At 67.1% G+C, this 20,440-nt stretch carries 22 protein-coding genes; 12 read left to right on the top strand and 10 right to left on the bottom strand.

Features of this window, described 5'->3' with window-relative positions; all coding sequences use genetic code 11:
* Positions 1-32 precede the first annotated feature (32 nt).
* The 6 genes from lysA to ACTRWB_RS31425 all read left to right on the top strand — a co-directional run bounded on the left by lysA (position 33) and on the right by ACTRWB_RS31425 (position 5,859).
* Positions 33-1,271, top strand: coding sequence for a diaminopimelate decarboxylase (gene lysA, locus ACTRWB_RS31450; protein ID WP_419688991.1), 1,239 nt, complete (start codon positions 33-35; stop codon positions 1,269-1,271).
* 637 nt (positions 1,272-1,908) lie between these two features.
* Positions 1,909-2,709: a transporter substrate-binding domain-containing protein gene (locus ACTRWB_RS31445; RefSeq protein ID WP_446904149.1), complete on the top strand. Its 801-nt coding sequence runs from the start codon at positions 1,909-1,911 to the stop codon at positions 2,707-2,709.
* Between the two features lie 67 nt (positions 2,710-2,776).
* A complete protein-coding gene (locus ACTRWB_RS31440; protein WP_048245569.1) occupies positions 2,777-3,436 on the top strand; it encodes an amino acid ABC transporter permease in 660 nt (219 codons plus the stop codon).
* Between the two features lie 43 nt (positions 3,437-3,479).
* Complete coding sequence (locus ACTRWB_RS31435) at positions 3,480-4,205, top strand: amino acid ABC transporter ATP-binding protein (RefSeq protein WP_129515427.1); 726 nt, start codon at positions 3,480-3,482, stop codon at positions 4,203-4,205.
* A 51-nt stretch (positions 4,206-4,256) separates the two neighbouring features.
* Positions 4,257-5,438 (top strand): cystathionine beta-lyase, encoded by a 1,182-nt coding sequence (gene metC, locus ACTRWB_RS31430; RefSeq protein WP_446904148.1) that lies wholly within the window; start codon positions 4,257-4,259, stop codon positions 5,436-5,438.
* Positions 5,439-5,514: 76 nt separating this feature from the next.
* The gene (locus ACTRWB_RS31425) at positions 5,515-5,859 is read left to right on the top strand and encodes a DUF3088 domain-containing protein (RefSeq protein WP_446904147.1); all 345 of its coding nucleotides are present in this window, start codon (positions 5,515-5,517) and stop codon (positions 5,857-5,859) included.
* A 33-nt stretch (positions 5,860-5,892) separates the two neighbouring features.
* On the opposite strand, the gene ACTRWB_RS31420 is transcribed toward ACTRWB_RS31425, so the two are convergent.
* Positions 5,893-6,594: a helix-turn-helix transcriptional regulator gene (locus ACTRWB_RS31420; protein WP_193100071.1), complete on the bottom strand. Its 702-nt coding sequence runs from the start codon at positions 6,592-6,594 to the stop codon at positions 5,893-5,895.
* Positions 6,595-6,671: 77 nt separating this feature from the next.
* On the opposite strand from ACTRWB_RS31420, the gene ACTRWB_RS31415 reads away from it, so the two are divergent.
* Complete coding sequence (locus ACTRWB_RS31415) at positions 6,672-7,040, top strand: VOC family protein (RefSeq protein WP_446904146.1); 369 nt, start codon at positions 6,672-6,674, stop codon at positions 7,038-7,040.
* 55 nt (positions 7,041-7,095) lie between these two features.
* Here the strand turns inward: ACTRWB_RS31415 and ACTRWB_RS31410 are convergent, their stop codons facing one another.
* The gene (locus ACTRWB_RS31410; protein WP_446904145.1) at positions 7,096-7,983 is read right to left on the bottom strand and encodes a DMT family transporter; all 888 of its coding nucleotides are present in this window, start codon (positions 7,981-7,983) and stop codon (positions 7,096-7,098) included.
* A gap of 126 nt (positions 7,984-8,109) precedes the next feature.
* Between ACTRWB_RS31410 and ACTRWB_RS31405 the strand changes: the two genes are divergently transcribed.
* Positions 8,110-9,588 carry an aminotransferase-like domain-containing protein gene (locus ACTRWB_RS31405; RefSeq protein WP_446904144.1) on the top strand — a complete coding sequence of 493 codons (1,479 nt, stop codon included), beginning with the start codon at positions 8,110-8,112 and terminating at the stop codon, positions 9,586-9,588.
* A gap of 15 nt (positions 9,589-9,603) precedes the next feature.
* Here ACTRWB_RS31405 and ACTRWB_RS31400 read toward each other — a convergent pair whose 3' ends face one another.
* The gene (locus tag ACTRWB_RS31400) at positions 9,604-10,512 is read right to left on the bottom strand and encodes a LysR family transcriptional regulator (RefSeq protein ID WP_446904254.1); all 909 of its coding nucleotides are present in this window, start codon (positions 10,510-10,512) and stop codon (positions 9,604-9,606) included.
* 197 nt (positions 10,513-10,709) lie between these two features.
* Here ACTRWB_RS31400 and ACTRWB_RS31395 point away from each other — a divergent pair, with 197 nt between their 5' ends.
* Complete coding sequence (locus ACTRWB_RS31395; RefSeq protein ID WP_446904143.1) at positions 10,710-11,576, top strand: NmrA family NAD(P)-binding protein; 867 nt, start codon at positions 10,710-10,712, stop codon at positions 11,574-11,576.
* Positions 11,577-11,632: 56 nt separating this feature from the next.
* On the opposite strand, the gene ACTRWB_RS31390 is transcribed toward ACTRWB_RS31395, so the two are convergent.
* Positions 11,633-13,066, bottom strand: coding sequence for a nicotinate phosphoribosyltransferase (locus ACTRWB_RS31390; protein WP_446904142.1), 1,434 nt, complete (start codon positions 13,064-13,066; stop codon positions 11,633-11,635).
* 74 nt (positions 13,067-13,140) lie between these two features.
* On the bottom strand, positions 13,141-14,181 hold the full coding sequence (locus tag ACTRWB_RS31385) for a bifunctional nicotinamide-nucleotide adenylyltransferase/Nudix hydroxylase (protein WP_446904141.1): 1,041 nt from the start codon (positions 14,179-14,181) through the stop codon (positions 13,141-13,143).
* Between the two features lie 180 nt (positions 14,182-14,361).
* Here ACTRWB_RS31385 and ACTRWB_RS31380 point away from each other — a divergent pair, with 180 nt between their 5' ends.
* From ACTRWB_RS31380 to ACTRWB_RS31370, 3 genes are all read left to right on the top strand, one after another.
* A complete protein-coding gene (locus ACTRWB_RS31380; RefSeq protein ID WP_343494008.1) occupies positions 14,362-14,814 on the top strand; it encodes a type II toxin-antitoxin system RatA family toxin in 453 nt (150 codons plus the stop codon).
* 212 nt (positions 14,815-15,026) lie between these two features.
* Positions 15,027-15,914 (top strand): DUF4261 domain-containing protein, encoded by an 888-nt coding sequence (locus ACTRWB_RS31375; RefSeq protein ID WP_446904140.1) that lies wholly within the window; start codon positions 15,027-15,029, stop codon positions 15,912-15,914.
* A 110-nt stretch (positions 15,915-16,024) separates the two neighbouring features.
* Positions 16,025-16,813 carry a lysozyme inhibitor LprI family protein gene (locus tag ACTRWB_RS31370; protein WP_446904139.1) on the top strand — a complete coding sequence of 263 codons (789 nt, stop codon included), beginning with the start codon at positions 16,025-16,027 and terminating at the stop codon, positions 16,811-16,813.
* Positions 16,814-16,902: 89 nt separating this feature from the next.
* Here the strand turns inward: ACTRWB_RS31370 and ACTRWB_RS31365 are convergent, their stop codons facing one another.
* The 5 genes from ACTRWB_RS31365 to ACTRWB_RS31345 are packed head-to-tail and all read right to left on the bottom strand — an operon-like array spanning position 16,903 to position 20,418.
* Positions 16,903-17,289: a hypothetical protein gene (locus tag ACTRWB_RS31365; protein WP_446904138.1), complete on the bottom strand. Its 387-nt coding sequence runs from the start codon at positions 17,287-17,289 to the stop codon at positions 16,903-16,905.
* 26 nt (positions 17,290-17,315) lie between these two features.
* A complete protein-coding gene (gene speD / locus ACTRWB_RS31360) occupies positions 17,316-17,699 on the bottom strand; it encodes an adenosylmethionine decarboxylase (RefSeq protein ID WP_446904137.1) in 384 nt (127 codons plus the stop codon).
* A complete protein-coding gene (locus ACTRWB_RS31355; RefSeq protein WP_155630549.1) occupies positions 17,696-17,845 on the bottom strand; it encodes a hypothetical protein in 150 nt (49 codons plus the stop codon). Before ACTRWB_RS31355 ends, speD begins: the two co-directional genes overlap by 4 nt.
* Positions 17,842-19,353, bottom strand: a complete 1,512-nt coding sequence (locus ACTRWB_RS31350; RefSeq protein WP_446904136.1) for a DUF4178 domain-containing protein — start codon at positions 19,351-19,353, stop codon at positions 17,842-17,844. The genes ACTRWB_RS31355 and ACTRWB_RS31350 overlap by 4 nt, the downstream gene beginning before the upstream one ends.
* A gap of 9 nt (positions 19,354-19,362) precedes the next feature.
* Positions 19,363-20,418, bottom strand: coding sequence for an SPFH domain-containing protein (locus ACTRWB_RS31345; protein WP_446904135.1), 1,056 nt, complete (start codon positions 20,416-20,418; stop codon positions 19,363-19,365).
* Positions 20,419-20,440 lie beyond the last annotated feature (22 nt).

Below are 20,440 nucleotides of genomic sequence, written 5' to 3'. Positions count from 1 at the left end.
GCTATCCGTTCATTCGATCCGATTCATCCGCCATGTCCCTCGATTCCCGCCAGCTCGCGACGCTCGCGCAACAATACGGCACCCCGCTGTGGGTGTACGACGCCGACGTCATCCGCGACCGCATCGCCCAACTGCGCCAGTTCGACGTGATCCGTTACGCGCAGAAGGCCAACTCGAACGTCCATATCCTGAAGCTGATGCGCGAAGAAGGCGCATGCGTCGACGCCGTGTCGCTCGGCGAGATCGAACGCAGCCTCGCGGCCGGGTTCAGTCCCGCCGGCGAGCCGGAAGGCGTCGTGTTCACGGCCGACCTGATCGACCGCCCGACGCTCGCGGCCGTGCTGAAGCACGGCGTGACCGTGAACGCGGGTTCGCTCGACATGCTCGCGCGGATCGGCGAACACGCGCCGGGCCATCGCGTGTGGCTGCGCGTCAACCCCGGCTTCGGCCACGGCCACAGCAACAAGACCAACACCGGCGGCCCGCAGAGCAAGCACGGCATCTGGATCGACGACGTGCCGCGCGCGATCGAGATCGTGCGCCAGTACGGGCTGAAGCTCGTCGGCATCCACATGCACATCGGTTCGGGCGTCGACTACGGCCACCTGTCGCAGGTGTGCGATGCGATGGTCGATCTCGTCACGTCGCTCGGTCACGACATCGACGCGATCTCGGCCGGCGGCGGCCTGTCGATTCCGTATCGCGACGGCGAGCCGCGCGTCGACGTCGGTCACTACTTCAGCCAGTGGGACGCCGCGCGCAAGCGGATCGAACGGCATCTCGGCCATCCGGTGCGCATCGAGATCGAACCGGGCCGCTTCCTCGTCGCCGAAGCCGGCACGCTCGTCACCGAAGTGCAGGCCGTCAACCGCCGGCCGAAGCACGATTTCGTGCTGATCGACGCGGGCTTCAACGACCTGATGCGCCCCTCGATGTACGGCAGCTACCACGCCGTGTCCGTGCACGCGCACGACGGCGCGCTGCCCGCGGGCCGGCCGCTCGTCGACCTCGCGATCGCGGGGCCGCTGTGCGAATCGGGCGACGTGTTCACGCAGGACGCGGGCGGCGTGGTCACGCACCGCACGCTGCCGCAGCCGCAGATCGGCGACCTGCTGTTCCTGCACGACGCGGGCGCGTATGGCGCATCGATGTCCTCGAACTACAACAGCCGGCCGCTCGCGCCGGAAGTGCTCGTCGATCGCGGCACGCCGCGGCTGATCCGCCGCCGGCAGACGATCGACGAATTGCTCGCGCTCGAGACGTTCGCGTAACGCGCTTTCGTCGACACGAAGGCCAACGGCCAGGCTTGCCGCTACCGGCAAGCCTGGCCGTTTTGCTTTTCGGTGTGCCACCGGTTCACCCGCTCGCGATGCGGAGCAACCGCGCGGTCGCACCGTAGCACCTGATGCTTCGCATCATGCGCAACCGCAGCAGATCGCTTGCGCCACCTTCCGCACGCAGAGAAAAACATTCCACGGCGCGCAGAAAGTGCATGCATCTTTGGAAACACATTCCTTTTTGATGAACCTAAGATTGCCCTCAGTCGCTCAGCATTCGTGTCACCGGATGCGCATCGACGAAGCACCCGGTCCACCCTCTCGCAAAGCCGTACGGGCAATCATGAACACCATGCTTGAACTCTTCGCCGCGCACCGGAACACGTTCGACACGCATGCCGCACGGTCGGCTCATGCGTCACGCGGCGACCACTCGCACTGCTCACGTATTCATCCGCACGCGCGCCACACCACCGTCGCGCGCGAACGCATGCCGTAACGCACGGCATCACGCACGGCTGCGCACGACACGCGCCGCCACCCGCCGCACCGACTTCCCGCCCACGGCGACGCCGCCCGTCGCCGCGGCTTCGCACACCCTGAATTTTCGACAACAACCACGGAGACGACCATGAAGCACTTCACCCCGACGCTCAAGCAAGGCATCGCCGCCGCACTCCTCTGCATGGCGGCCGCCACGTCGCACGCGGCGGACCTGCTCGACACCGTCAAACAGGCCGGCGTGCTGAAGATCGCACTGGAAGGCACCTATCCGCCGTTCGACTACCGCAATGCCGACGGCCAGCTCGAAGGCTTCGATGTCGACGTCGCGAAAGCGGTCGCCGCACGACTCGGCGTGAAGCCGCAGTTCGTCACGACCGAATGGAGCGGGATCCTCGCCGGCCTGCAGGCCGGCAAATTCGACGTGATCGTCAACCAGGTCGCGATTACGCCGTCGCGCCAGCAAGCGCTCGACTTCAGCGCACCCTACGTGTATTCGTCGGCGCAGCTGCTGCAGCGTCAGAACGACGCGCGCGCATTCAAGTCGCTCGACGAACTGAAGGGCAAGAAGGTCGGCGTAACGATGGGCAGCAACTACGTCGATCTCGTCAAGACAGTGCCCGCCATCGATCTGCAGGTCTACCCGGGCACACCGGAAAACCTGCGCGACCTCGCGGCGGGCCGTATCGATGCGGCGGTCAACGATCGCCTGATGCTCAGCTACCTGATCAAGAACTCGCACCTGCCGCTGCGCCCGGGTTCCGTGCTGGCGGGCGGCGAGGACCGGATGGGCATCCCGTTCCGCAAGGGCAATCCGAAATTCGCGAAGGCGATCGACGATGCGGTCGCGTCGCTGCAGCAGGACGGCACGCTGAAGAAGATCTCGATGCAGTGGTTCGGCGCCGATACGACCAAGCCGGTGACGCAATAACACAGCCCGCCCCGCGCCCGCGCGCACGAACGCGCGGGCCGTCCGGCACACAATCAGGAGACACGTGATGGAAGCACTCGAACTGGTCGTTCATACCCTGCCCGTGATGGTCAAGGGCGCGGTGCTCACGCTGAAATTCGCGGTGGCGTCGATGGCGCTCGGCCTCGTCGTCGGGCTCGTGATCGCGATCATGCGCATTGGCAGCAACCGGCTCGCCGCAGGGCTGGCGCAGGGCTACGTCAGCCTGATGCGCGGCACGCCGCTGCTCGTGCAGATGTTCGTCGTCTATTACGGGCTGCCCGATCTCGGCATCACGCTCGATCCGACGACGGCCGGCATCTTCACGCTGACGCTCAACGCAGGCGCCTATCTGTCGGAAAGCATGCGCGGTGCGATCCTCGGCATCGGCCGCGGGCAATGGGCGGCCGCGCACAGCCTCGGTCTCACGCATGTGCAGACGCTGCGCTATATCGTCTGCCCGCAAGCGCTGCGCCTCGCGGTGCCGAGCCTCGGCAACACGCTGATCAGCCTGATCAAGGACACGTCGCTGGTCTCGGTGATCACCGTCACTGAATTGCTGCGCTCGACGCAGGAAGTGATCGCCGCGACGTTCCAGCCGCTGCCGCTCTATCTCGCGGCCGCCGCGATCTACTGGGTGCTGAGCACGCTGCTCACGCGGCTTCAGGGCCGCGTCGAAACGCGCCTCGCGCTGCCGTCCACGCATTGAACGCGTGCCGCCCATTCAACCCGACCTCAACGACGGACAGAACATGATTACGCTCGACAATGTTTCGAAATGGTATGGCAAGCATCAGGTCCTCTCGGCATGCAGTGCGGCGGTCTCGAAAGGCGAAGTGGTCGTCGTGTGCGGGCCGTCGGGCTCCGGCAAGTCGACGCTGATCAAGACGATCAACGGTCTCGAGCCGTTCCAGAAAGGCAGCATCACCGTCGACGGCATGCGGCTCGGCGACCCGGCCGCGAAGCTTGCGCAATTGCGCGCTCGCGTCGGCATGGTGTTCCAGCACTTCGAGCTGTTTCCGCACCTGTCGATCACCGAGAACCTGACGCTCGCGCAGGTCAAGGTGCTCGGCCGCCGCAAAGACGAGGCCGTCGAGAACGCCATGAAGCTGCTTGATCGTGTCGGCCTGAAGGCCCATGCGCACAAGTATCCGGGGCAGTTGTCCGGCGGCCAGCAGCAGCGCGTCGCGATCGCGCGCGCGCTGTCGATGAACCCGGTCGCGATGCTGTTCGACGAGCCGACCTCCGCGCTCGATCCCGAGATGATCAACGAAGTGCTCGACGTGATGGTCGAGCTCGCGCGCGACGGCATGACGATGGTCTGCGTCACGCATGAAATGGGCTTCGCGCGGAAAGTCGCGCATCGCGTGATTTTCATGGACCAGGGCGCGGTGGTGGAGGACGCGGCCAGCGACAGGTTCTTCGCCGCGCCGCGTTCCGAGCGCGCCCGCGACTTCCTCGACAAGATCCTGCACTGACCGCGCAGCGGCGGCCTTGCTTCGATTGATTGACCCTCAAAGGACGACACCTTGAACCCATCGCATTCGACCGACACCGTACTCGCCCACGAAGGCCGTTCGCACGGCCAACCCGGTTCGCCCGTGAACCCGCCCGTGTATCGCCAGTCGACCCTGCTCTTTCACGGCACCGATGCCCTCGACGCGGTGCGCGGCACCCCGCTCGCGTATGGGCGCCACGGCAGCCCGACCACACGCGCGCTCGAGAAAGCGCTCGCGCGCCTCGAAGGCGCGCACGCCGCGCTGCTGACGCCGAGCGGCCTCAGCGCGATCACGACCGCGCTGCTCGCGGTGCTGAATCCCGGCGACCATCTGCTGATGGCCGATTCCGTGTACGACCCGACCCGCTCGTTCTGCGATGAAACGCTCGCGCGCCTCGGCATCGAGACGACCTACTACGATCCGTCGATCGGCGCGGGCATCGCTTCGCTGATGCGGCCGAACACGCGTGCGGTATTCGCCGAATCGCCGGGCTCGCTGACCTTCGAGGTGCAGGATATTCCGGCCATCAGCCGCGTCGCGCACCGGCACGGCGCCGTCGTGCTGCTCGACAACACGTGGGGCACGCCGCTGAACTTCCGGTCGTTTTCGCATGGCGTCGACGTGTCGATTCATGCCGCGACCAAGTACATCGCCGGACACTCCGACGTGCTGATGGGCGCGATCCTGACGACCGAAGCGCTCGCCCAGAAAGTCACGCGCTTCTACCGGCAACTCGGGATGACGGTCAGCGGCGACGACGCGTATCTCGCGCTGCGCGGCCTGCGTACGCTATCGGTCCGGCTCGAGCGGCACCAACGCAACGCACACGTGCTGACCGAATGGCTCGCTGCACAACCGGAAGTTGCGCGGATCCTGTATCCGGCGCGGCCCGGCGACCCCGGCCATGCGCTATGGCAGCGCGATTTCACCGGCGCATGCGGGCTGTTCGGCGTGGTGCTGCATCCGCAGCCCGACGAGGCGGTGCGCGCGCTGCTCGACGGGATGACGTGCTTCGGCATGGGGTATAGCTGGGGCGGCTTCGAAAGCCTGATCATCCCGTCCAATCCGTCGCGCAACCGTACCGCCACGCAATGGGCAACGGCAGGCCCGCTGCTGCGGATTCACGCGGGGCTCGAGCATCCCGACGACATGATCGCCGACCTCGCCGCCGGTTTCGCCAGAATGCGCGCCGCCGCGCTCGCGGAAGCGTGAAGTCCGGCGACGTAGTACAGGCCACCCCGCATCACGTTTTCTTCAACGTTCGCCCCACCCTCATAGCGAGATCATCATGAAAGACACGCTGTTCATTCTTCGCCCCGGTTTTTTCAAGGACTCCGAAGGTCCGTTCTACTGCGGCGACTCCGTTTCCGTCGAAGGGCTGCTGAGCTTCTACCCGCAGCTGCGCGACGCCGTCGACGTCGAATACATCGACGCGCCGCGGCCGCGCCAGCCGATCGTCGCGCTGATCGGCGCGGACAACCAGTCCGCGCCCGTGCTCGTGCTCGGCGACGGACACGCGCCGAAAGACGATGCACTCGCGATTCGCGAGCACGACGGCCGGCGCTTCATCGACTCGCCGGCCGATATTCGACGGTATCTGTCGACGCAATACGGCGTAGCGCACGTCGCATAAGCGCACCGGCGCGTGCGGCCGAGCGGCCGCACGCTACCTCACCGCCACACGCACGTCGGCGCCCGCCGCACGCCACGCCTTCAGCAGCACCGCTCGCCGCCTCGGATAACGCACATCCAGCCGTTCCAGCTCGACGATGCGATCGGTCCGGAAATGCCGGAAGTCGTTCCGCCCTTCGCACCACGCCGCCAGAATCCGCGCATCATTGAAATAGCCGAGCGCGAATGGCCACACGATCCGTTCGTCGATCGCTCTCCGGCCTTCGCCCGAATATCGAATCCTGATCTTGCTTTCGGTACGAATCGCCGTGCGCACGGCACCCATGTCGACGATCTCCCGATCCTCGACCGTACGCGGGCCGACGAGCAGTGTCGTGCATTCCATCTCGCGGCGCAGGTCGACCGGCAGCACGGCGGATATTTTCGCGAGCGCATCGGATGCGGCCGTCGTGAGCTGTGCATCGGCGAACTTCCCGACCCAGCGAAAGCCGAGCATCAGCGCTTCGAGTTCCGATTGCGAAAACATCAATGGCGGCAGCATGAAACCGGCACGCAGCACGTAGCCGACACCCGGCTCGCCTTCGATGTCCGCACCCTGCGCCTGCAACGACGCAATGTCGCGATAGACCGTGCGTAGGCTGATGCCTAGTTCTTCAGCCAGCACGCGACCGCTCACCGGGTGGCGGTGGCGTCGCAACAGCTGCAATAGCGAGAGCAGTCGTTCAGCACGCGTCATCGTTCAATGCTGCCATTTTCTGACAGCATTCATTCATAGAATGGGACGCATCTTAATCGATATCAGGACGGCTCCGCATGACTTCCCCGAATCTCGTTCTTCTGTATGTCGAGGACCCGACGCGCAGCGCGCAGTTCTACGAGCGCCTGTTCGAGCGCCGGCCTGTCGCCGCGTTTCCGACCTACACGGCCTTCACGCTCGACAACGGGCTGCATCTGGGCCTGTGGTCGACCCATGCGAATGACTTCGTGTCAGGCGGCACCGGCCATCGATCGGAGCTGGCATTCATGGTCGACGACGAGCGCGAAGTCGAGCGCCTGTACGACGCATGGAAGGCGCTCGGCGTACCGTTCGAACAACCGCCGATGACGGCCGTGTTCGGTCTGACGTTCCTCGCGCTTGACCCGGACGGCCACCGGTTGCGCGTGTGCATGCCCGACAAATGAGCGCAAGCGTGCGGGCCGTCAACCGGTCGCGCCCGCACCTTCGTTCAGGCGCGCGTCACCCCGCGCGCTGCACGGGCGCCATTTTCGAGAAGTACTTCGCGCCCGCCACGCAGCCGACCACGACGACCGTCACGACGACCATCGACGGCGGCACCGTCTCGTGCAGCAGCCCGGCCGCCAGCAGGAAGCCGAAGAACGGCTGCAGCAGCTGCAACTGGCCGACGCCCGCGATCCCCCCGAGCGCAAGCCCGCGATACCAGAACACGAAACCGATCAGCATGCTGAACAGCGACACGTACGCGAGCCCCCACAGCGCGGCGGCATCGACGCCGTCGAACGACGCCGGCCACGTGAGCCACGTAAGCGGCAGCATCAGCGGCAACGACAGCACGAGCGCCCACGAGATCACCTGCCAGCCGCCAAGCTGCCGCGACAGGCGCGCGCCTTCCGCGTAGCCGAGCCCGCACGCGACGATCGCGGCCAGCATCAGCGCATCGCCGACCACCGACGCCTGGCCGCCGTTGCGCAGCGCAAACGCGGCCACCGCGCCGCTGCCGACGATCGAGAAGATCCAGAACGGCAGCCGCGGCCGTTCGCCGCCGCGCCACACGCCGAACAACGCGGTCGCGAGCGGCAGCAGCCCGACGAACACGATCGCGTGCGCGGACGTCACATGCTTCAGCGCAAGCGCCGTCAGCAACGGGAAGCCGACCACGACCCCGAGCGCGACGATGGCCAGCGACACGGCCTCGGTACGCGTCGGCCGCCTCTGCTTCAGCACGACGAGCAGCAGCAGGCCGAGCGCGCCGGCGATCGTCGCGCGCGCGAACGTGAGGAACAGCGGGTCGAGCCCCTGTACCGCGACACGCGTCGCAGGCAGCGAGCCACTGAAGATGATTACGCCCAGCAAGCCGCTGAGCCATCCGTCGGTCGTCTTTTGCACGGGAAATCCTGAACGGGGAAAGTGGATGACCGATGATCCGCCGCCCGCGAAAAGCGCGTAAGCTACAGACCAATACAATTCGGACAAACTGTACTGGACAACTGGCCGTACAGTTCATTCTTCGCCATGAGCCATGCCGCCCCGATTCCCGTTCCGCCCGCCCCGTCGCGCACGCGCGTGGAAACCGTGATGGATACCTTGCGCGCGCGGATCGCGAGCCGCGCGCTGATGCCCGGTGCGCGCGTGCCGTCGATCCGGATGATGGCCGACGGCTTGGGCGTGTCGAAATCGACGGTCGTCGATGCGTACGAGCGGCTCGCGAGCGAAGGCGTGCTCGTCGCGCGGCGCGGCTCGGGCTTCTATGTGTCGGGGCACGCGCCGCCGCTCGCGCTCGCCGATCTCGGCCCACGCCTCGATCGCGAGCTCGATCCGCTGTGGCTGTCGCGCCAGTCGCTCGAAGCGGCGCCGACGTCCGTGAAGCCCGGCTGCGGATGGCTGCCGTCGTCGTGGCTGCCCGATGAAAGCCTGCGCCGCGCGCTGCGCGCCGTGTCGCGCGACGAATCCGACGCGCTGACCGACTATGCGACGCCGCTCGGCCTGCCCGCGCTGCGCCAGCAGCTTGCCTGGCGGCTCGCGCAGCACGGCGTTCACGCGGAACCCACGCAGATCTTGCTGACCGACGGCGGCACGCACGCGCTCGACCTTGTGTGCCGGCTGCTGCTGGAGCCGGGCGACACGGTCGTGCTCGACGATCCGTGCTACTTCAACTTCCAGGCGCTGCTGCGCGCACACCGCGCGCGGATCGTCAGCGTCCCGTTCACGCCGAATGGCCCCGATCTGGCACGCTTCGAGCAGGTGCTCGCCGAGCACCGGCCGCGCCTGTACATCACCAACGCGGCGCTGCACAACCCGACCGGCGCGACACTCGCGCCGCCCGTCGCGCACCGGCTGCTGACGCTCGCGGCCGAGCACGGGCTGCTGATCGTCGAGGACGACATCTTCGCGGATTTCGAGAGCACGCCCGCACCGCGCCTCGCGGCGTTCGACGGGTTGTCGCGCGTCGTGTCGATCGGCAGCTTCTCGAAGACGCTGTCGGCCGCGATCCGCTGCGGTTATATCGCCGCGCGCCCGGAATGGATCGAGGCGCTGGTCGACCTGAAGCTCGCGACGTCGTTCGGCAACGCGCAGATCGGCGCGAACGTCGTGCACCGGCTGCTGATCGACGGCACGTACCGGCGTCACCTCGACGGCCTGCGTGCGCGTCTTGCCGATGCGATGGGCGAGACGATCCGGCGCCTCGCGCGCGCCGGGCTCGGGATCTGGACGGAGCCGCGCGGCGGGCTGTTCGTATGGGCGCAACTGCCCGACGGGCTCGACGCGGCGCGCGTCGCGCGCCACGCGCTGGATCACGACGTCGTGCTCGCGCCCGGCAATGTGTTCAGCCCCTCGCACAGCGCGACGTCGTACCTGCGCTTCAACGTGTCGCGCTGCAAGGGGCCCGCGGTGTTCGATGCGCTTGCGCGGGCGATGGAGGCGGCACGCGCGGCGGAACACGGCGGCATGCAGGCCAATGTCGAACGGCGCGCGCTCGCAGGCGAACCGTGATCGCGGGCGATCGCGCTATCCGCCGATCGCCACGATCTCGGCCACGAAATCGACGAACGCGCGCACCTTCGCGGGCGGCAGGTGGCGCGACGGATAGTACGCAAACAGCGGGAACGCCTCGCCGCGCCAATCCGCGAGCAGCTCGACGAGCCGCCCCTGCTCGATCAGCTCCGCTACGCCGCTCGCCTTGAAGCGGGCGATGCCCGCGCCGGCCAGGCACGCGCCGAGCATCGTGCCGGCGTCGTTGACGAGCAGCCTGCCCGTCGTCTTCACCGGCACGCGCTTGCGGCCAAGCTGATAGACCCATTCGAGCGGCTGGCCGGTCAGCGTGTTACGCATCTGGATGCACGCGTGGCCGACCAGATCGGCAGGCGCCTCGGGACGCCCGTGCCGCTTCACGTACGCGGGCGCGGCGACCGTCACCGCGCGCGTCTCCAGCAGCTTGCGCGCCACCAGCGACGATGACGGCGGCTCACCAAACCGCACCGCGATGTCGAAACCTTCGGCGACCAGATCGCCGAGTTGCTCGCGTGCCGCCAGTTCCAGCGACAGATCGGGATGGCGCGCAAGAAACGCCGGGAGATGCGGTGCCAGCACCCGCCGCGAGAAATAGGCGTCGACGTTCACGCGCAACCTGCCACGGACGGCGGCGACCGAACCGGCCGCCAGCGTAACCGCGTCGCCGATCCCGGCGAGCAGCGGACCGATATCTTCGTACAGGCGCCGCCCTTCGTCCGTCAGCGTCACCGACCGCGTCGTGCGATCGAGCAGCCGCACGCCGACGCGCGCCTCGAGCCGGCCCACGGCCCGGCTGACGCCGGACGGCGACAGGCCGAGCGCATCGGCCGCGCGCGCGAAGCTGCCGCTTTCGACGATCGCGGCCAGCACGCCCACGTTCGCCAGAATCCGCCCGTCGATGCCCATGATTTCGCTCATGACAAAAAATCACCAATCAAATGACATGGATTCGATTCCATCAGGAATCGCCGTTCCCTATCATGCAACCCGATGCATCGCGACGGCAAGCCCCCCCCGGCGGCCTACCCGAACGCGGCAGGCAGACCCGCCGCGCGGCCGCTCCAGCGCGGGACCCTTCCCTTTTTCGATGAGGATTTCGAACCATGTACGCCATTACCGGCATCACCGGACAGGTCGGCGGCGCGCTAGCCCGAACGCTGCTCGCATCCGGCCAGCACGTGCGGGCCGTCGCGCGCGACGCGGATCGCGCCGCGCCCTGGGCCGCACGCAACTGCGACGTCGCACTCGCGGACATGACCGACCCCGCCGCACTGACGAAGGCTTTCTCGAACGCGGCCGGCGTATTCGTGCTGCTGCCGCCGTGCTTCGATCCGTCCCCCGGATTCCCCGAAACGCGCGCCGTGATCGACGCGGTCGGCGCGGCATTGCGCGCCGCGCGGCCGCGCAAGGTCGTCTGTCTGTCGACGATCGGCGCCCAGGCCACGCCGATGAACCTGTTGTCGCAATTGACGATGATCGAGCAGGCGTTCGCCGATCTGCCGATGCCCGTCGCGTTCCTGCGCCCCGCGTGGTTCCTGGAAAACGCCGTATGGGACGTCACGACGGCACGTGACGACGGTGTGATCCACAGCTTTCTGCAACCGCTCGACAAACCGGTGCCGATGGTCGCCACCGAAGACGTCGGCCGCGCGGCGGCCGCCCTGCTTCAGGATGATTGGACCGGCGCACGCATCGTCGAGCTCGAAGGGCCGCGACGAGTCAGCCCGAACGACCTGGCGGCCGCATTCACCCGCGTGCTCGGGCGCACGGTACACGCCGAAGCCGTCCCGCGCGACACGTGGGCAGCGCTGTTCGATGCGCAGCGGATGCATCACCCTGAACCGCGCATGCGCATGCTCGACGGCTTCAACGAAGGCTGGATCGATTTCGCGTCGGCACGCGCGGACATTCTGAAAGGAGACATCGACGCGGACGCCGTCCTGCGCACGCTCGTCGCCCGCACCGCGTGAGCCGGAACGGGGCGACGGCATCGCACACCGTCGCCCCGTTCCCGCCTGTCACCGCGTCACGCTTCCCCCGCGTGCGCCCTTGCCCGCACCTCGGCAAACGACGCATCGACGAGCAGGCGCCCCGTATCGAACACCGTTTCGAGCGCCTCGTCCCATTCGCCTTCCAGCGTACGATCGTCCCACGCCACGGGCAGCGTCGTGGTCCGATACTCGCCGGTGCGGCGGTTGCGCAGCAGCGTGAGCCGCCCCTTCTTCGAACGCTTGCCCTGATCGGTGACCGGATCCTTGCGGACGTCGTGCCACACGCCGCCGCGCCGGATCGCCGAGCACTTCATCGCGAAGCGCTGCGTGTCGCGGTTCAGTTGCTGCAACAGCGCGCCGCCCATGCCGAACACGACGTTGCCGGCCGCGTAACCCGCGTCGTCGAGTGCCGAAAGAATCGCGTCGATCGACTGCTCGTCGACACCATCGCCCTGGATCACGCGCACGCGGTTCAGCACGCGCCGCCCCTTGCCATTCACGGTCGAACCGAACGACGCGTCGAGCGCGCGCACGGTCTGCAGCACGATCGCCATCGGGTCGCCCGAATCGGGACGCACGACGAGCGTCGCACCCGAATCGAGCACGGCCTGCCGAAGCTCGCCGCCCCACAGGTCGAGCGCGGCGAACAGATCGTAGGAGTCCGACACGACCGACACGATCGCGCCGGGCAGGCCGAAGCGGCGGATCATGTTCCGGTACGCATCGGCCTCGCCTTCGCGCCCCCACGACGTGATCGTGCTGTGTTCGGCCGCCGGCACCGAGTACGCCGCCATCGGCTCGCGATAGAAGCGGTTCGCGGCCAGCACGCCGAGCACCGTGTCCGAACCCATGAAGTTCACGAGGTGCGCCGCACCGCCGATCGCGGCCGATTCCGCGCTCGATACGCCGCGCGCGCCGAAATCGTGCAGCTTGAACGGCAGTTGCGCGAGATCGTCGTCGGTCTTTTCGAGGAAATGGCGGATCGTCTGCCGCAGGTGCCAGCTACGCGTCGCGACCGTCACCGGATACCAGATGCGCAACAGCATCGTCTCGAGATACGACGCGAGCCAGAACACCTGCGGATCGTCGCATTCGACGGTCATCAGCACGTTGTGTACCGGCACGACCGAACCCTCGGGCACCGCGCGGATCTTCACCGGCAGGTAACCGTCGTAGCGTTCGACGATATAACGCCACCCGGCTTCGTTGAACGGCTCGCCGTGCACCGTGAAGAAATCGCGCGCTTCGTCGATCATCGCGTGCGTGACCGGCGTGCACAGATACTCCTTCAGCAGCATCTGCAGCCCGAAGAACAGCGTGCGGTCATAACGACCGCCACGCGATTCGACGTACGAGAACATCGCCGACGCGTCGGGCGGATATTGCAGGAAGTGGGAAGCCTTGTACGAATCCGTATTGAGGATCGGATTGGCGAGAACCGCGGCAAAGCCGCCGAGATCGTTTTGCATGGCTAGAGCTCCTCTAGGCCGTTGACGTGCCGCCGCGTCTGTCGCGGCGGACCGGAATGCGGGGAATCAGCGGATCACAGCTTCCCCAGGAAGTGATACGCGATGTCGAAGTGATCCTCGAACATCACGTTGCGCATCTGCGCGAATTCGTTGAGCGGCACCCAGCGCGCCTTGTCGGCGTCGTCGCTGCCCTTCACGCGCGGCAGTTCGCCGGTCGGGAAGTTGAACAGGCATGCGTGCGTGATCGTGCGGCCGCGCAGCGAACGGGTCGGGTGATCGAACACCTGGCGATCCTTGATCGAGCCGCGCAGCACGGGCTCCGGCAGTTTCAGCCCGGTCTCCTCGCGCAGCTCGCGGATGCAGGCCGCGTCGAGCCGTTCGTCCTGGTTCACGAATCCGCCCGGCAGCGCCCACAGGCCACGGCCCGGTTCGCTGCGGCGGCGCACGAGCAGGATATGGCCCGAGTGCACGACCACCGCGTCGACCGTCACGAACGTGACGGGATACGGCGCGGCCGCCCATGCCTTGCGATACGCGGCGATGAATTCGGCTTCCGACTTCAGTTGCGCGAATTCCGGTTGCGTGCGGAAACGCTCGAGCCAGCCGAACACGGGTTCCGGCACGGCCCACTGCACGAAGCTGTTGGTGCGTTCGGCGAAATACTGGTCACGGATCTCGGTGGCGGAAATGTCTTCCGTCGCGTCGACGTCGACGAGCTCCCATTGCGGGAACATCCGCAGGTAATACGATGTGGCGTCCTTCTCGTGACCGATCAGCCCGACCTTGCGCTGCGCGACGTCGCCGAGCGCGGACGCGACGGCGTCCTGCACCCAGCGCACCCAGTCGCCGTCGTTGTAAGTCGAGTCCTGCAGCGGCGCGACCGTCACGCGGTCGCGCTCGGACGCGTCGAGCAGCGAAACCAGCATCTGGCGGCGCTCGTCGAACGAGAACGGATCCTTGATGGTGCGGGGCTTGTCGGTCGACCCGATCAGCACGCACACGCGCTCGGCCCGGCTCAGTGCCGACTTCAGCACATTCAGGTGACCACGATGCGGAGGCTGGAAACGACCAATGAAAACGAGCGCGTCGAAGCGCCGGTTCTGTTGCGTACTCATGAGGCTCCCTCAAGAGATTGAAACGCTTCGGGTCTTTCCCGAAGGGTTGGATGAATCCTAGGGGAAATCCCGAGGTGCGTCAATCGAGCACATGCTCGACTTGACCAAGTCTGAAGAAATGCACGGCGCCGGCGGGTTACACTCGATTTCATCCCAATCCGCGCTGCGGCGCCCGCCATCATGAGGATCTCAGTCAGCCGAACCGTCGGTGTCGATCGCAGACGCCTCTTCACGTGGTCGCAGGATTACGCGCGACGGCTCGTGTGGGACAGCTTCCTCATCGACGCCTATCTGCTCGACAGCACGACGGCCGACGTCGGCGTCGACGCGTTCTGCCGCAGCCAGTCGGGCGCGACGATGGTGTCGCGCTACATCTCGTACCGTCCGCCGCAGGTCGCCGCCGTCGAAATGGTCGACGGGCCGAAGGTGCTCGAACGCTTCAGCGGCAGCTGGAACTTCACCGAACACACGCCGGGCACGACCGAGGTGAAATTCACGTACAACTTCCGCGTTCAGCCGGCCTGGCTGCGCTGGCTGCTCGAACCGTTGATCGGCGCGTTCTATCTCGTGCAGACGCGCCGGCGTCTCGATTCGTTCAAGCGCTGGGCCGAAGCCGAAGCGCTGCCGCACTGACCGGCGCTGCCGCGGGCCGTGCGCCCGCGTGATCCGGCGTGCCCGCGCCACCTCCCCCCGAATGCGTTCGAACGCGCCAGGGCCGCGCGACCGGGCATTTGCCAGATTCGCCGAACCCGGAGAAACTACGGGCGGCCGTCATTCCGACGGCAGGCCCTGACCGAGAGAACAGGGCTTTCCTCCCTGAAACGGCTTCGACACCAACAACATCCATGAGCCTGATATCCCGATTCTTTGGCCGCAAGGAAGAGCCCGAAAGCCCGGCCGCGCTGGTCGCCGCATCCGACACTGAAAATCCGCTGAGCGTGACGGTCGTCTTCGACGGTCCGCTGCAGGTCGATATCGCGTCGCTGACGGCCGCGCTGCGTGCGTACCATCCGAGCATGCAGCAGGCGCGCGTCGAAACCGAGCCAACGCTGGAGCAGGTATTCGGGCTCGCCGGCTGGGGCAAGCACGTCGTCCGGCTGGTCGGCTTCGATGCGCCCTATCCGTCCGACGCGCTGGAAGCGTGCGTCGCGCCCGCCCACTATGGGCAGGACCTGAAGCAGCAGGTGCGCGCGAGCCGCAGCCACGTGATCCTGTACTACGCCGGACACGAACCCGATCCGCTCGACCAGTACGTCGCGCTGGCGGCCGTCGCCGGCGCGCTGGCCGAACAGAACGGCCTCGCGGTGCTGAACGAGCACGCGCACACGTCGTTGCCGGCCGGTGTCTTCAATGCGAAGGAACTCGGCGAAGAAAGCCTCGAAGTGCTGCGCGCGATCCCGCTGAACCTGTTCTTCTGCGGCTTCGTGAAATACGAGGTCGAAGGCGTCGAGGGCGTGTGGATGCGCACCTATGGCGCCGACGTGTTCGGCCTGCCCGATTTCGCCGCGCTCGCGCAAGGCCATCACGAGGGCGAACGCTATTCCGGCATCTTCAACAACGTGATGCACTACCTGCTCGAAAGCGGCGCACGAATGCATGCGGGCGAAACGATGCAGGTCGGTTCGGAAACGTTCATGAGGCTGCGGGAACCGCTCGAGCACGAGTACTACCTGCAGGGGCCCGCGCAGGTGCTGGTGGCCGAGCTGATCTCGGCGGATGAAATCAATCGCTGATCGCACCGTGACGCACGGCGCGCGGGTTCGACGCTTCGCGAACCGCGTGCGCCGCGGCGTCACATGACGGCGGCGTGACAGCCGCCGCCCCGCCCGACGAGGAGACATCCGTGTTCCGCATACGCGTTGGTTTCGCGCTGGCCGCTCTCGGCCTCTCGTTGTCCGCCCACGCCGACAGCATCGACTGCACGCGGGCGAAGACGCGCACCGATCACCTGATTTGCGGCGACAAGGCACTGGTATCGGCGGACAGCACACTGTCGAGCGCGTACTACGACGCGATCGGCATCGCCGCCGACCAGCCGGCCGTGATCCGGTCGCAACGCGTGTGGCTTGCACAGCGCGATGCGTGCGCCGATGCCGCCTGCCTCGCCACCGCGTACCGCGACCGTACGGCTGCCCTGAAGCAGGTCACGCACGCGGGCTGGAAAACCTATCGCGACCCGGCGCTCGGCATCTCGTTCGAATACCTCGCGAACCGGCAGGTAAAGAAGCCGTGCCCGGCAATCGGTGGCGATCGCTGCGTCGCGATCGTCGGCCGCAACATGACCTACAGCAACTATTTCATCGCGTTCGAGATCGTCGACGGCGCATTGGAGCCGGTCGCGGAAAAGGAAGCGGGTTTCGAGAAGCAGGACGACGGCAAGTGGATGACGACTTACGGCCGCAGCGCTGCGCAGGAAGTCGAACGTTTCTCCGGACCCGGCTGGCGCGGCATGCGCGCGACGATCACGTGCGGCATCAGCGACCCGGAAACCGGCTTCCACGCGGCCGGCGGCGAATGCTACTGGGCCGTGCTGAGCAACGGCAAGCGTTCGGCCGTCGCGAATACGCAGGGCATCGTCGGCACCGACGATGCGACGCTGCACAGCGTGTCGACGTTCCGGTTCGAACGCTGACGGGCATCGCGAAACGCGCGTCAGTCCGGGTACGAATCGAGGAGGGTGCCCCGCCGCGATGAAGTCTCGCCGTTGGGACGGCCGGCACGCTAACGCGCTCCGTCCCTGCCCATCAGAAACGATTCCGTACCGGAAGCGCGGTGCAACGTGACTTCCGTACCGGTCAGCCATCCTGACGATTTCAGGATCGGGCGCGCCACCGCGTATAGCCGATCGGCGCTGGGGCCATACAGATACAGATAACCGTCGTTGCCGTCGCGATGCAGCTCGGTCTCGCCGAGTTCGCCCGCCCCTGCCTGCTTCGCTGCGCGATCGAGCCGGCGCTCCAGCGCATGAAGCCGCGTCAGATCCTTCTCGTCGTAGTCGAAGTGGACCATCACGACCGGCCCGGGCGGCTTCGTCGGCAATTCCGCGGCAACGTGGCCGGCGAACAGCGTGGAGCCGAGCAACGCGGCAAATCGTATTCTTTTATGCATGGGAATAACCGGTGCGTAACGCTCGCTCAGGTCAATGCGTCGCCGCGCGCGACCTGCTGCCGGGCCTGCGCCTGCGTGCCGAGCGCGGCGGCGATCGCATCGACCGCATCGGCGGCGCGCGCCGCGCCGCACATGAACGCGTCGACGGCCGCGAAGCGATGCTCGGGCCACGTATGGATCGTGATGTGCGATTCGGCGAGCAACACGACACCCGTCACGCCGTGTTCGCCGCCGAAATGATGGAAATGCGCGCCGATCACGCACGCGCCCGACTGTCGTGCCGCTTCGGTGAGGATCGTCTCGAGCCGCGCGGCGTCGCGCAGCAGCGCCGCGTCGATGCCGGCCAAGTCGGCCAGCACGTGCGAGCCGAGCGTCGCGCGCGGCGGCGCGATCCCGTCGAGCGCGGTCATTTGTGCGACCCGTACGACGAGTAGCCGCTGCGGGCCGACGAACTGCCCCAGCCACCGCCCCCCGAACCGCTGCCGCCGATCGACGCGCAGCTGAACAGCGTGACGACGATCAGGCCGTAGATGCCGTAGAGGATGTACCGGATCACGAGTTGCCCCCGTCCGACGCGAAACCCTTCCAAAGCCATTCAGGCAGCCACAGCACCAGCAGGCCGATCAGAACGAAGACGGAGCGGCCGCTGAACGCGAACAGCGACCCCATGTTGAAGATCACGAGCAACACGCTGAACACGAGCGGCAGCGGCGAGAAACTGTGCGGGTTTTTCCCGCCGAACAGGCCCTTCGTTTCCTTCTCGCCGGCCGCGGCTGCGGCCGTCGCGAGCGCCGGCGTGCCGAAGCGTTCGCCGAGCGCGCTGGCCGACAGCGGCCGCGCGCGCGACCAGACGATCTCCGCATCGCTGCGCTCGCGCGTCAGCTTGTCCTTCTGCCAGCCGTAATCGATGATCGACGTGCGATCGCCCACCTGCACGCGCCAGTTGAACGCACCGACCACGTAGACGACCTCCGAGTCGTACTCCTCGCGCAGGCGGTAGGTCTTGCCGCCGTCGGTCACGTCGGACTCGCTGCCGATCGTCGGCCATTGGTCGAGCACCTGCACGCGCTCCCAGCGCCCTTCGCTCTGCACGAGCCACAGGAAACCGCGCTTCGGGTTCAGCAGCAGGTATTCGTCCCACGTCTCGGCATCGCCCGGCACGCGACAACGCATCATGCCGATCACCGTGTATTTCACGCCATCGAACGTGCCGATCGCACCGAGCTCCAGCGCGCCCTTCACCGATTCGAGCTTGCGCTGCGCCGCGAACACGGTCTGCTGCTCGGCCGTGCACTGCACGCCCGCGTGACAACTGCCGCACACGACGTAGTCGGCGACGTTCGGCGCATACGATAGCGGCGCGCCGCAGCTCGGGCACGCGAACGGCACCATCTCCGCGCCGCGCTTCTCGCGCGTATCGGTCTCGGTGTCGCGTAGCCCCGTGAACGCGAGCGCGTCGAACTCCAGCGCCTCGCCCGAATAGACGGCCGGGCTTCCGCCGTTCGAATCGGCGTCGGAATAGTCGTAGGTCGCGAACGCGTTGCCGGTTCGCAGATCGACGACGCGCGCCTCCCAGCCGGCATCGACGCGGAACGGCAGCTCGCCGTCGCCGCCCGTGCAGCGCGCGGTGCGCACATCGGACACGAGGTATGCGCGGCCGCCGTGGTCGATCCGCATGCCCGGTTCGAGCGTGCCGAACGCGGGCCACGCGCCGCCCGACGCATCGTCGGGCTCGCGCACCGTGACCGCGTACTGGCCCGACGCATCCGACAACCAGCCGAACGCGCCGTCGTCGAACACGACGTACCACTCGCTCCACGCGCCGGCGTCGTAGGTCATCTGGATGCGCCCGAGCACCGTGAACATGCGCTTGCCATAGCGCCCGGCCGTGCCGATCTGGATCGGCGACGCGTCGTCGAGCACCGTGGCCAGCTCGCCGATGCGCTCGACGTCGGTGCCGCGCTTGAGCAGCGTGCTGCGGCAGGACGCGCAGACGGCCATCACCGCCGCCGCCGAGCGAAACTCGACCGGCGCGCCGCACTGGGGGCACGAAGTGCTGAACATGCGCGACGCTTACCGGGTGAGCTTCGCGAGGATCTCGGCCTTCGCGCGCGAATATTCGTCTTCGGTCACGAGGCCCTTGTCGAACAGCGCCTTCAACTGCTCGAGCCGCTGCACGTAGTCGGTACCGTCGGCCGGCGCAGCCGGCTGCGCAGCGGCCACCGGTGCCGCAACGGGCGCGGCCGGTGCGGCGGCCGGCGCCGGTTGCGCGGCGCCCGCCATCTGGCCGGCCATCGCCTGCCCGATCACCGCACCCGCGGCGAGCCCCGCGCCGACACCGGCGATGCCACCCGGGTTCTGCGCGGCAAGCGGAATCGCCTGCGCGGTCTGGTATTGCGTGGCGCGCGCGAGATCGCCGGCCATCCCCGCGCCGATCCGCAGGTCGAGCGCCTTCTGCAGCTCCGCCGGCAGCGACACGCTCTCGACCGCGAACGCATCGAGCGCGAGGCCATAACGCGTGAACACCGGCGCCAGCGCGTCGGCGATGCGCTGCGACAGCAGCGACTGGTTCGCGGCCATGTCGACGAACGGTACGTCGGACGCGCCGAACGTCGTGCTCATCGCGGTGACGACCAGGTTGCGCAGCTGCTGTTCGAGATCGTCGACCGTGTACTGCGCGCGCGTGCCGCTGACCTCGCGGTGGAACGCGCCCGCGTCGACGATCCGGTACGAGTAGATGCCGAACGCGCGCACCTGCACGAAGCCGAATTCGCGGTCTCGGATCGTCACCGGCTGCGCGGTACCCCAGCGCCGGCCGAGCTGCAGCCGCGTGCTGAAGAAATAGACGTCCGACTTGAAAGGCGACTGAAAGAGTTTGTCCCAGTTCTTCAGGTACGTGAGCACCGGCAGCGTGTTCGTTTCCAGCGTATACAGCCCCGGCTGGAACACGTCGGCGACCTTGCCTTCGTTGACGAAGATCGCGACCTGCGTCTCGCGCACGGTCAGCTTGCCGCCGTAGCGGATTTCCTGGTCTTCCATCGGATAGCGCCAGGCCAGCACGCCGTCGGTGTCTTCCGTCCATTGCAGGACGTCGACGAACTGCTTGCGGATAAACGAACCCAGACTCATGTCGGTCTCCTCGGACGCGTGG

This window comes from Burkholderia sp. YIM B11467 (genome assembly GCF_052952715.1).
The sequence above is the reverse complement of the archived record's forward strand: the minus strand, read 5'-3'. Positions and strand labels throughout refer to the sequence as shown.